We start from the raw sequence: 12,285 nt of genomic DNA on the forward strand, positions 1-12,285 counted from the left end.
ATCCGAGGAGGACCTGACCGTGACCCATCGCCAGCCGTTCCCCGACTCCACCCCCGGCACCCCCGGCCCGGGCGGGAACGGGAGGGCCCGCGCCGCACGTCCCGCACGCGGCACCGGGTCCGAGGGCTCGGCTCCCCCGCCGCCCCCCGCCGCCCCGCAGACCCCGCCGGCCTCGGCCGCCGGGCCGCAGAAGGCCGCCGGTGCGAAGCCCGCACGTGGGGGGAAGACCGTCGGCGCGGAACCCGCGTCCGAGGGCGCCCGCCCGGCCGCAGCGGACCGCCCGCGACCGGAGGCGTCCGGCTCCTCCGAGGCCGTCGCGCGGGGCTACGACCCTGGCGGGTCCGGGCGGCCGGCCGCCTCGGGCACCGCGCCGCGCACCGCGCCCCCCGCGGGGGTCGGCCACCAGGCGCCGCCGCCCGCGCCCGAGGTCGCGCCGGCCGCCGGCCCCGTGACCGGCGATGTGCCCCCGGCCCCGGAGCTCGACCCCGGCGAGCGGCGCCGGCTGCTGGACGGCGCCCACCACGACCCGCACGGGCTGCTCGGCGTCCACCGCGTGGCGGACGGCCTGGCCTTCCGGGCGCTGCGGCCGTACGCGCGGAGCGTGGCCGTCGTCACCGGCGACGGGGCGCGGACGGTGCTGCACCACGAGGGCGACGGGCTGTTCAGCGGTGTGCTGCCGCTGACCGAGGTCCCCGCGTACCGGCTCGCCGTCACCTACGACGGCGACGAGCGCGAGGTGGACGACCCGTACCGCTTCCTGCCGGCGCTCGGCGAGTTCGACCTGCACCTGATCAACGAGGGGCGGCACGAGCAGTTGTGGAAGGCGCTCGGCGCCGAGCCGATGACCCATGAGGGCGTCACCGGCACCCGGTTCACCGTGTGGGCGCCCAACGCGCGCGGGGTGCGGGTGGTCGGCGACTTCACCTGCTGGGACGGCACCGCCTTCCCGATGCGCTCACTGGGCTCGTCCGGCGTGTGGGAGCTGTTCCTGCCCGAGGTCGGCGAGGGGCAGCGCTACAAGTTCGAGGTCTGCGGGCCGGACGGCCAACGGCGGCTCAAGGCCGACCCGATGGCCCGCCGCACCGAGACACCGCCCGCCACCGCCTCCGTCGTCACCGCGTCCCGCCACGAATGGCAGGACGCCGACTGGATGGCCTCGCGCGGCCGCGTGCCGGTGCACGAGGCGCCCTTGTCGGTGTACGAGGTGCACCTCGCCTCGTGGCGGCCGGGGCTGTCGTACCGCGAACTGGCCGAACAGCTCCCGGCGTACGTGCGCGACCTGGGCTTCACGCACGTGGAGCTGATGCCGGTCGCCGAGCACCCCTTCGGCGGCTCGTGGGGCTACCAGGTCACCTCGTACTACGCCCCCACCGCCCGGATGGGCACCCCGGACGACTTCCGGTACCTGGTGGACGCGCTGCACCGGGCGGGCATCGGCGTCATCATGGACTGGGTGCCGGCTCACTTCCCCAAGGACGACTGGGCGCTGGCGGACTTCGACGGCACCAACCTCTACGAGCACCCCTGGCGCGGGGACCATCCCGACTGGGGGACGCTGGAGTTCGACTTCGGCCGCACCGAGGTCCGCAATTTCCTGGTGGCCAACGCGGTCTACTGGTGCGAGGAGTTCCACATCGACGGGCTGCGGGTGGACGCCGTCGCCTCCATGCTCTACCTGGACTACTCCCGCGAGGACGGCCAGTGGGCGCCGAACGCGTACGGCGGGCGCGAGGACCTGGACGCCGTCGCCTTCCTGCAGGAGATGAACGCGACCGTCTACCGGCGCTGCCCCGGTGTCGTCACCATCGCCGAGGAGTCCACCGCCTGGGACGGCGTCACCCGGCCCACCCACCACGTCGGCCCGGCCGGCTTCGGCGGGCTCGGCTTCGGCCTGAAGTGGAACATGGGGTGGATGCACGACTCGCTGGAGTACATCAAGCACGAGCCGGTGCACCGCAAGTACCACCACAACGAGATGACCTTCTCGATGGTGTACGCCTACAGCGAGAACTACGTCCTGCCGATCTCGCACGACGAGGTCGTCCACGGCAAGGGCGCGCTGGTGGCCAAGATGCCCGGCGACTGGTGGCAGCAGCGCGCCGGCCACCGCGCCTACCTCGGCTTCATGTGGGCCCACCCGGGCAAGCAACTGCTCTTCATGGGACAGGAGTTCGCGCAGGGAGCCGAGTGGTCCCACGACCACGGGCCGGACTGGTGGCTGCTCGACGAGACCTACTCCGCGGCGGGCGACCACCGCGGAGTGCGGGACCTCGTCCGTGACCTCAACACCTGCTACCGGGCCACACCGGCGCTGTGGCAGCTCGACACCACCCCGGACGGCTTCGCCTGGCTCGACGGCGGCGCCGCCGAGGACAACGTCTTCTCCTTCGTGCGCCTCGACGCCGGGGGGAACCCGCTGGTCGCGGTCAGCAACTTCTCGCCGGTGGTCCGCCACGGCTACCGGATCGGCGTGCCGGACGGGGTGGAGGCGCTGCGGGAGGTGCTCAACACCGACGCCGCCGCGTACGGCGGGAGCGACGTCACCAACCCCGAGCCGCTGAAGTCCGAGCCGGTCGCCTGGAACGGCCGGCGCGAGAGCGTGCAGCTCACCCTGCCGCCGCTGGCCACGGTCTGGCTGCGGCCGGCCTGACCGTACGTCACGGGATGCCGAGTGCGGCCCGCCTGCGCCACGCCAGGTGCAGGCAGGCCCGCCCCGCGGAGTGGGTGCGGGGGTGCCTGGCGTAGCCGAGGACGTTCTCCTCGGTGAAGGGCAGCCCCCGGTGGCCGTGGCCGACCACGATCACACCCTCCTCGTTGCGCTCGGTCATGCCGCCGAAGACGGTGTCGAAGGTCGCGGCCTCCCACACGCAGACGGTGAGCAGCTCCGGCTTCCAGTTCAGCGGGTCGAGCCCGAGCCCGAGGAAGCTGAAGCGGGCCCGGCCCTCGCGGGCGGCGCGGTTCATGCTCGCGTACGGCTCGTCGGTGTCGTAGTCGAGGGTCGCCCCGCCGACGCCCCCGGCGTCCGGCGCTCCGAGGAACTCCTCCGCGTACTCGCGCATCGTGTTGTGCCACAGGTCCAGGTCGGAGTGCCAGACCGGCAGCACGTCGGCGTGCGGCTGGAACTCCCCGGCGGGGACGACGTGGGTGGTGTTCATGGCGGTGGCCACGCCCTGGGCGTCGCGCCGGTCGAGGAAGAAGTACGCCCGGTCGCCGTCGACCCTGACGGTGAGGGTGCTGACGCCGGACTGGGCGCAGCGGCGGCCCAGGTCGAAGGGGCCCCCAGCCAGCGGCCGTAGCGGCCGGCCATCGGGGCGTCGCCGTCACGGTGGCGCAGGGCGGCCTCGTAGCGCGGGCCGCCCGTCGCGCGGGCCCCACGCGTCGATCACGGCCTCGGCCGGATGGCAGCCGAGGACGTACTCCCGCACCCACCGCGCCGCGCCGTCGAAGCCGGACTCCGCGACGATCCGTGCGGCCGCCGCCTCGCGGTCGTAGACGGTGCGACGCAGCTGGACGCCGCCCGCGCCCAGGAGCGCCCAGTGGGCGCCGCCGCGGCCGTACGGCATACCGACGCTCCCGGGGTTGACGACCAGCCGGCCGTGGACGACCCGGGCGTACGGCATGTGCGTGTGCCCGCAGACGACGGTCTCCACCTCGGGGGCGACGCCGGACATCACCTCGGCCCAGCGCTCGGCGCGGGAGTCGACGAGCACGATCTCCTCGTCGTCGCGCGGGGTTGCGTGGCAGAACAGCGTCCGGCCCGGGCCGTCGACCTCCAGCTCCACGGTGTCCGGGAGGCCTGCCAGCAGGGTCACCTGGTCCTCGCGGAGCCGTCGCGCGGCCCAGTCCGACTCCGGGTACCCGGTGGTCCTGCCCGTACGGCGGTGCTCGACCAGTTCGCGGTCCGCGTTGCCGCGGATCCACAGGGCGCGCCCGCCGAGGTCGCGCAGCGCGTCGAGGGTGGGCACCGGCATCGGGCCCGCCGCGTGGTCCCCGGTGAGGACCACCCGCTCGGCGGTGCGGACGTCGGGCTCGGCCAGTACGGCCTGCAGGGCCGGCAGGTTGCCGTGGACGTCGGACAGGACCGCGACTCGTGTCAGCACACCCCTCAGCCTGCCCGCCGCTCCGGCCCGTGCGGCGCACGTTCGCCGAGGGCGTGACGGACGTGCCGCGCGCGGCGCCGCCCGCGCGGCCACGGCGCGTGCGGGGAGCGGGAGTTCGGCCGGACGCCTACTGGGCTGCCGCCCCCGGCACGCCCATACTGGGATGACTGCGGGATTCAGCGAGTGCGGGGGGCCGCTGCCGATGGTGAGCGAACGCGAGTTGCTCCCGGACCTGTTCCGGTCCGCCGACCGGGCGTCACTGCGGGGCCAGTGGCAGACCGTACGGCTGTCGCGCCAGCAGCTCGGGCTGCTCACGGTGGCCTCCGTCTTCAGCTCCTTCGACGCCACCGCGGGCCGCCTGCACTGGGCTTCCTGGCTCGCGGCCGTCCTGTTCGCGTACGCCGCGTGGACCACCTGGGTGATCCACCGCCAGAACCCGCAGGCGCTGTGGTACGAGGGCCGGGCGCTGGCCGAGTCCATGAAGACGCTCGCCTGGAAGTACTCGGTGCGGGCCGACCCCTTCACGCCGCCCGGCGACGAACGCGACCCGGACGCCCTGTACCGGCTGCAGCTCGGTGACGTCCTGCACACCTTCCGGCGCAGCAGGGCCCTGCCCTCCCACGTCGACTCGGGCATCACCCCGGCGATGCGGCGGCTGCGGGACGCGCCGCTGCGCGTGCGGCACGACGTGTACCTGCGGGAGCGCATCCGGGTGCAGCACGAGTGGTACACGATGAAGGCGGTCCGCTGCGAGGTGAACGGGCGCCGGGCGGGACGGCTGGCGATGGCCTTCCCGCTGCTCGGCGTCCTCTTCCTGGTGCTGCGGGCGGGCGGCTGGTCACCCTTCGACACCCTTGGCTTCGTGTCGGCCATCACGGCCTCGGTGGCGGCCTGGGCGCAGCTGCGCCAGTACAGCCCGCTGGCCGCGGCGTACCGGGTGGCGGCCGACGAACTGGAGCTGATCCGGGTGCAGCTGGCGTCCTTGGACCTGGACGACCCGCATGCCGAGCACCTGTGGTCGCAGCTGACCCGGGACGCCGAGGACGCGGTGTCCCGGGAGCACACCACCTGGCAGGCGAGGCGCGAGATGCGCGTGTGAGGGACGGACCGCGGGACACGAGAGGGGGCTGCTCGCAGTGCGTGTCGTACGGGCGAGGGACGGGCGGGAACTGGCGGTGGAGACCCGGGGCGATCCGCGGGGCAGGCCCGTGTTCCTGCTGCACGGCACACCCGGCAGCCGGCTCGGCCCGGTGCCGCGCAGCGCCGTGCTGTACCGGCTGGGGGTGCGGCTGATCTCCTTCGACCGGCCCGGGTACGGCGGCTCCGAGCGGCTGCCCGGCCGGCGGGTCGCGGACGTCGCCGCCGATGTCGCGGCGATCGCCGACGCCATGGGCCTGGACGCGTTCGCGGTGGTCGGCCGCTCGGGCGGCGGGCCGCACTCGCTCGCGTGCGCCGCGCTGCTGCCCGACCGTGTGACGCGGGTGGCGGTGCTGGTGGGGCTCGCGCCGCGGGACGCGCAGGGGCTCGCCTGGTACGCGGGGATGACCCGGTCCAACGTCCGCGACCACACCACCGCCGACGCGGCGCAACGGCGGCTCGCCGCCCGGCTGGAACTGCGCTCCCGCACCATCCGCGACGACCCGGCCAGCCTGCTCGCCGTGCTCCGGGAGGAGATGCCGGAGCCGGACCAGCGGGTGATCGCGGACGCGGGCCTGCGCACGATGCTGCTGCGCACCTACGCGGAGGCGCTGCGCACCTCGGCCGACGGCTGGATCGACGACACGCTGGCGTTCAACCGTAGCTGGGGGTTCGGACTGGACCGCATCGCGGCGCCGGTGCTGCTGTGGCACGGCGAGGACGACGTGTTCTCGCCGGTGGCGCACTCGCGCTGGCTGGCCGAGCACATCCCCGGCGCGAGCATGGTGGTGCAGCCGGGGGCCGCGCACTTCGCGGCCCTGTCGGTGCTGCCCAAGGTGCTCGCCTGGGCGGCCGCCGGGGGCGGTCGGGCGCGGTCGATGCCCGCCTGACCGCCGCTCACACCGGCTGCGGCTCCAGGTCCCGGTTGACCCGGTACCACTCGCGGGCGGCCCGGCTGAGGGGGTGCTCCTCGCCGAGCAGCCGTACGCACTCCGGGAGCACCTTGCTGCGGATCGCCTGCGCCCGTGCGTGCCGGCCGGACTGCCGCAGGGCGTAGGCCAGGTTGATCTCGCAGGCCAGGGCGTCCGGGTGCTCGGGACCGTAGCGCTCGGTGAGGCCGCGCAGTGCGGTCTCCAGGAGGGTCACGGCACGGTCGGTGTCCCCCTGTTCGCCCGTGGCGTTGCCCAGGTTGATCGTGCAGTTGAGGGTGTAGGGGTGCCGGGGGCCGACCGCGCGTTCCAGCCCGGCCAGGGTTTCGGTGCCGACCGCCACGGCCTCCTCGGCGTTGCCGCTGCCCCGCAGGTAGATGGCGAGGTTGTTGCGGCAGGCCAGGGTGAACGGGTGGTCGTCGCCGAGCAGCCGGCGGTAGGCGGCGAGGGCGTCGGTCGCCAGGTCGCGGGCCTTCGCCTTGTCGCCGGCCGCCGAGTAGTCGGCGGCGAGGTTGAGCGCGCAGGCGAGCGTGTCGGGCACGTCGGGCCCGTACCGCTCCAGGTAGCGGTCGTACGTCACCTGGGTGAGCCGCATCGCCTCCGCGGCGCGGCCCGCCTTGCGCAGCGAGACGGCGAGGCTCTTGGCGTTGCGGAGGGTCTCGGGCACGTCGGGGTTGAGGACGTCCTGGAAGACGTCCATCACCTCTTCGAGCATCGCGACGGAACCGGTGTAGTCGCCGATCTCCCGCAGGTCGCGGGCGAGGTTGGCCTTGGTGGACAGGGTGTACGGGTGGCGGTCGCCGAGCATCGGGGTGCGCCGGTCCACGGTCTCCTGGTCCAGCCGGCGGGCGAGTTCGGAGTCCCCGGTGAGCCGGTAGTCGATGGCGAGGTTGTTGGCCGCGACGAGCGAGCGCGGGTGCTGCTCGCCGAAGATGTCCTTGAAGCCGGCGTAGATCTGCTCGTCGCGTTCCCTGGCCTCCTGGAACAGGCCCAGCGCCCGCAGGTCCGCGGCGAGGCTGCCGCCGGTGATCAGGGTGTGCGGGTGGCCGGGGGCCAGCAGGGCGGTCTGCCGGGCCAGGGTGTCCTCGTCGTACTGCCGGGCCTCCTGGTACTTGCCCTGCGAGCGGAGCACGTTGGCGAGCTCGAACTGCAGGTTGAGGGTCTGCAGGTCGTCCTCGCCGAGGGACTGCTGCCACACGCCGAGCAGTTGCTCGGCCAGTTGCCTGGCCTGCTCCAGTTCGCCGCTCTTCCACAGGTAGCGGACACGGTTGACCAGCAGCTGGCGTGGTTTCTCCTCGCGGCAGTCCTCGGCCTGCGACGGCGCGAGGTGCGGCCAGATCAGCTCGAACCCGGGCCAGTTCGCCGGGTCGTTGATGGCGTCCTCCGGCGGCCGGGCCTCGGCGAGGATGCGGTGCACCTCGTGCATCGTGTCCTGCTGGTCGTCCTGCGACATCTCCGAGCGCACGGCGGCCTGCACCAGCCGGTGCACCTGGATGCTGCTGTCGGCCGGGTCGACCTTGGCCAGGGCGAAGCGGTTGAGCGCCTGGATGACCTTGCCGAGCATGTAGCGGTCGCGCAGCTGGGGGTCGTGCGGCAGCAGCGCCTGGATCATGGAGTCGCTCTCGATGAGGGTCATCGAGATCGGCTCGGCCGCGAAAAACGCGCACAGCTCCAGCAGCCGGACGGCGGCCTTGGACTGGTTGCGCAGCCGGCTGATGGAGATGCTCCAGGTCGCCCCGACCTCCCGCGGGTAGCCGGCGGCGGTGGTGACCGACAGCGCCTTGGTCGTCTGCTCCTTGAGCTGGTGCACGTAGACGTCGACGGGGGTGGCGGTCTCGGCGAGCCACGCGGCGGCCACCTCGACCGCCAGCGGCAGGTCACCGACCGCCTCGGCCACCTGCCCGGCGTCCTCCCGGCTCATCCCGCCGACCCGGCGGCGCAGGTGCTCCACGCTCTCCGAGCGGTTGAAGACCTCGATCTCCAGGGGCTCGGTCGGTCCCGTCGGCGGCTTGTTCCGGGCGATGACCACGATGTGGCCGCGTCCCCCGGGGAAGAAGCGGCGCACCCGCTCGGGGTCCTCGACGTTGTCGAACACCAGCAGCCAGCGCGGGAAGCGGGTGCCGGTGGCCAGTTCCTCACGGGCCGCCTCGGCGGCCTCGGACACGCTGTCGCCGACCCTCAGCTCCAGGCGGCGGGCGAGTTCGGCGAGGGAGGGCGCGATCCGGTCCTCCTGCTCCGCCTCGATCCACCACACGAGGTCGTAGTCGGCCTTGAAGCGGTGCGCGTACTCCAGCGCCACCTGCGTCTTGCCGACGCCGCCGAGGCCGTGGAGGGTCTGCGGGAAGGGCTGGACGGAGGGGTTGCCGCCGCCCAGGCGGTCGCGCAGCCGGTCCAGGACGGTGGAGCGGCCGGTGAAGAAGGTGTTGCGGGGCCGCAGGTTGGACACCTTGGGGTCGCCGACGGGGTAGCGCGGGCCGTTGGTCATGGCGGTCGGGCTGAGGTCCGTGTCGTCACGGCCGAGGGCGCGCAGCAGCGTGGTGGCGGCCGCGGCGTGGTCGAGCCGCACCAGGCTGACCGGGCTGCGCTGGGCCAGCGGCGGGCCGGGGCGGACGTCGCCGACCCGGATCGGCAGCAGTTGGTGCTGCGGGCCCGAGGGGTCGGTGCCCGAGCTCGACTCCCACACCCGCATGGCCCGCCGGGACCGCAGGTAGGCGGCGGAGAGCACGACGAGGGTGCGGGCGGAGGCCCCGGCCACGGCGGGCTGTTCCGCGGGGGCGGTGTGGGTCTCCACGTCCCAGGGGACGACCCGGAACCCGGCCCGGGTCAGGATCCACTCGATCCAGTCCGCCCACATGCGGTCCTCGGGCACGTACGCCAGCACCAGGCCGGACGGCGGGACGGGCCTGCGCCGGGTGAACTCCGCCGCCCAGCGCAGCCGTTCGGACTCCGCGATCGGGGGCAGCGAGTTCACCGCGCCGCCGGAGACCACGGAGGTCAGGCGTTCGCAGGCCGACAGCATCGAGCTGGACAGGCCCGGGGCGTCCCCGAAGGTCGCCAGGATCTCCTCGTAGGCGTAGAAGGGGCGGTAGGGGATCTCCACCGACCCCCAGTAGGAGACGAGTTCGTCGTCGTCCATGCCGGCCGGGAGACCGTCGAACTGGGCGCGGGCCAGGGCCCGTCCGGCGTCCGCCTTCTCCTTCTCGCCGTCGTCGATGCGCATGGGCACGGGGAAGATGCGGATGCCCCGGCCGTTGTAGCGCTCCTCGATGTCACGGGCGACGGCGGCGGCGCCGAAGATGCTCTGGTCGCTGAGGGTGAAGCAGACCACCAGCTCGTCGGGCATGTGGACGGTGCAGATGTCGGCGATGTCGCTGAGGCCGGTACGGCTGTCGATGAGGACGTAGTCGTAGTGGCGGCGCATGTCCGCGCGCATGGCGTCCAGGAACTGGCCGCCGCCGAAGCGGTCGTAGAAGACGTCCCAGTCGATGCCGGTGAGCGCGGTGGAGTAGTTGCGGTCCTGCCGGCCCGCGGACAGGTAGTCCAGGCTGCCGCCGCCGGGGAAGGCCCAGTTGAGGGATATGGCGTGCGGGCGGACCCGGGCGAACTGGCGGTGCCAGTCGGGCGGCCGCGGCACGTCGCGCAGCGCCTCCTCCCGGTACTCGGTGATCAGGTCGATCATGCCGGTGGTGGCCGCGAGCGCGGAGGGGTCCAGGAAGGGGTGGAAGAAGCGGAAGAGGCCCGGGGCCTCCAGGTCCCAGTCCACCGTCAGCACCCGGTGGCCGTTGGCGGCGAGGATCCAGGCGGTGTTCGCCAGGGCCATGGTCCGTCCGGTGCCGCCCTTGTACGAGTAGAACGTGATCACACGTCCGTTACGGCTCTCGGTCATCCTCGCCCTCCGGTTTGTCGGGTTCCGTGGTGCCGCGGTCGTCGTGCAGGCCGTACGGGGAGGAGCGCTCGGGTCCGTACGCCCCTGGGGACGGGCCCCGGAGCCTGGGGCGCGAACTGTGCGGGCCCTGGGGCGGGAAGGCCGGGGCGTGGGCGGCGTAGTGCTTGGCGGCGCGTCCCACGGCCCTGGGCACGTCGTCGCTGAACGCCTCCAGGCTCGGGATGTTGTTGCGGACGAAGCGCCCGCCCGGGCCGTCCGCGCGGCTGGGGTCGAGGGCGTCGTCGGCGAGGCGGCGCAGGGCCTCCTCGTGGCCGCCCGACTCCGGGTCGGCGCGGTTCCACGGCACCAGGACGCTGACCCAGGGCCGGTGCTCGCTGCCGAAGCGGCTCAGCATCTCCCGCCGGGCGGGCGAGTCCAGCGCCCAGCGGTCGAGCAGCAGCAGTCCGGGGGCGGTGGGCGTGGGGTCCAGCAGGCGGTCCAGCTCCTCCTCGAACACCCCCACGCTGACCCGGTAGTCGAGGTTGCGCGCCAGGTCGGCTGCGTGGTCGGCGAGCGGCCGGCTGCTCTGCGGGCGGTAGGGGTTCCAGTCGCGCGGCGAGGGCCCGTACCAGGTGGGGCTGCGGCCCGCGGGCAGTTCCTCGGCGTCGCAGCAGGCGAGCACCGTCACGCGCAGCGGCCGGCTGGTGCCCGGGGGGCCGAAGGCACTGGGGACGTGGTGGTAGTCGAGGTGACGCCCTTTGGCGATCTTGGTGTCCTCGACGACCTGCACGATGCGCTGTGCGAGGCGGTAGACGGCCCGCTCGTACTCGTGCTTGAGGTAGCTGAGCTTGATCAGCCCGTAGAAGCCCTCGGCGGCGTAGTCCTCGCCGAAGTCCGCGTGGTTGAACTGCAGTCCCTCGGCCGGGCCCGGCATGTCGTTCGCGGCGACCGGCACCCATAGCGCGGGCACGATGCCGGATATCGGGCGGTCGTGCAGGGACCTGTGGTGGACGGCGCGCTGGGAGAAGGCGAACCACTCCTTGCCGCACTGCTGGCTGCGGAAGTAGCGGGGCGAATAGAGCGGGACGAAGACCTGGCAGTGCGCCAGCGCCTCGGCGAGCGATTCCGGCCAGCCCTCGCCGACGTTCATCCCCCGGTCCATGAAGCCCGCCTTGACCCCGGCGGGCAGCGTCGTCATCTGCAGGATGTGCGCGCACAGGTCGTTGTAGAGCTTGGCGACCCACAGGTCGGGGTCGGGATCCGAGGGGTCGTTCCTGGGGATGTGCGCGTAACTGAGGAAGAAACAGGGCTTGTCCGAGACGTCTCCCTGCCCCACGGGTAATGCCATACGCCATCTCCCCCGCCCGCCGCCACGACGCCCCTCCGCCCCTCGTGAGGGAGCCTCAGTGTAGGAACCGTCCATTCTCCGGCAGAATAGTGCATGAACATCACTTTTGCCCCGCTTATATCAACAGCGGTTGTTCACCCGCCACTTGGTTATGACGTCCACGGCGTCGGCGATCGGCACCAGATGGCAGGACGCGTCGCCGAGGGGACCGTCCAACACCGCGCACTCGCGCGCCACCACCGGGACCAGCCGCGGGAAGTGGCGGTCGTCGATGTCGGGCGCCTGGAAGTGCACCCACTCCTTGTCGCCGTGCGCCGTACGCACCAAGGCCTGGTAAGGGCGGTCCGGCGGCGGCACCACCCGGTAGTCGGCGAGGTGGTAGGCGGTGCAGACCCACAGGTCCACGCCGATCAGCAGGGCACGGGCCCGCAGGTCGTACAGCCGAGCGGTGGGCGAGTCCTCGCCCAGGTGGCTCTCCAGCTCGTGGTCCTCGGTGACGAAGCGCGCGGCCGGGCCGAAGGCGGTAAAGGAGGTGTGCGGGTGTGAACTGCGCAGGGCTCCCGGGAGCAGCCGTACCTCCTCGGCGAGCCGCCCCACGCTTGGCGAGACGGGGGTGGTCAGCGGGTCGAAGGCGGGCATCGCCTCGCGGTACGCGGCCAGTTCCGCCTCGTCCATGCCCTCCGTGTGCTGCCGGTCAACCCGGGAGGTGACCGAGTTCTCCGGGGTCGCCGCGAACGCGACCAGGGTGCCGTGCTCGCCCAGCGCCGCCCGCAGCGCCTCGACCACGGTGCGTCCGCCGCCCTCGACCGGCCCGATCGCCTTCAGCGAGCCCTGGACGAGCAGCACGTCCCCCGGCTCCACGCCCAGCGCGCGCAGATCCCGGGTCAGGCTTTCCAGGGTGTGCAC

8 protein-coding genes are annotated in these 12,285 nt (G+C 73.3%); 3 read left to right on the forward strand and 5 right to left on the reverse strand.

The window, feature by feature from the left end; genetic code table 11:
* The first annotated feature begins 19 nt into the window (after nt 1-19).
* Nucleotides 20-2,650 (forward strand): 1,4-alpha-glucan branching enzyme, encoded by a 2,631-nt coding sequence (glgB, locus tag ABZ312_RS02800; protein WP_500436269.1) that lies wholly within the window; start codon nt 20-22, stop codon nt 2,648-2,650.
* A 7-nt stretch (nt 2,651-2,657) separates the two neighbouring features.
* Here the strand turns inward: glgB and ABZ312_RS02805 are convergent, their stop codons facing one another.
* Both ABZ312_RS02805 and ABZ312_RS02810 read right to left on the reverse strand, forming a co-directional pair.
* Entirely contained in the window at nt 2,658-3,155 is a 498-nt protein-coding gene (locus ABZ312_RS02805) for a hypothetical protein (RefSeq protein WP_500325266.1), read from the reverse strand.
* Between the two features lie 165 nt (nt 3,156-3,320).
* On the reverse strand, nt 3,321-4,100 hold the full coding sequence (locus ABZ312_RS02810) for a metallophosphoesterase family protein (RefSeq protein WP_500325268.1): 780 nt from the start codon (nt 4,098-4,100) through the stop codon (nt 3,321-3,323).
* 163 nt (nt 4,101-4,263) lie between these two features.
* On the opposite strand from ABZ312_RS02810, the gene ABZ312_RS02815 reads away from it, so the two are divergent.
* Both ABZ312_RS02815 and ABZ312_RS02820 read left to right on the forward strand, forming a co-directional pair.
* Nucleotides 4,264-5,199, forward strand: coding sequence for a DUF4231 domain-containing protein (locus tag ABZ312_RS02815; RefSeq protein WP_499514088.1), 936 nt, complete (start codon nt 4,264-4,266; stop codon nt 5,197-5,199).
* Nucleotides 5,200-5,236: 37 nt separating this feature from the next.
* Entirely contained in the window at nt 5,237-6,127 is an 891-nt protein-coding gene (locus ABZ312_RS02820; protein ID WP_500325270.1) for an alpha/beta fold hydrolase, read from the forward strand.
* A 7-nt stretch (nt 6,128-6,134) separates the two neighbouring features.
* Here ABZ312_RS02820 and fxsT read toward each other — a convergent pair whose 3' ends face one another.
* From fxsT to ABZ312_RS02835, 3 genes are all read right to left on the reverse strand, one after another.
* On the reverse strand, nt 6,135-10,052 hold the full coding sequence (gene fxsT, locus ABZ312_RS02825) for an FxSxx-COOH system tetratricopeptide repeat protein (RefSeq protein WP_500436271.1): 3,918 nt from the start codon (nt 10,050-10,052) through the stop codon (nt 6,135-6,137).
* Complete coding sequence (locus ABZ312_RS02830; RefSeq protein ID WP_500436273.1) at nt 10,036-11,379, reverse strand: TIR-like protein FxsC; 1,344 nt, start codon at nt 11,377-11,379, stop codon at nt 10,036-10,038. Before ABZ312_RS02830 ends, fxsT begins: the two co-directional genes overlap by 17 nt.
* Nucleotides 11,380-11,499: 120 nt before the next feature.
* Entirely contained in the window at nt 11,500-12,285 is a 786-nt protein-coding gene (locus tag ABZ312_RS02835; RefSeq protein ID WP_500436275.1) for an AAC(3) family N-acetyltransferase, read from the reverse strand.

This window comes from Streptomyces sp. NPDC006207, assembly GCF_040613835.1.
Taxonomy (GTDB): Bacteria; Actinomycetota; Actinomycetes; order Streptomycetales; family Streptomycetaceae; genus Actinacidiphila.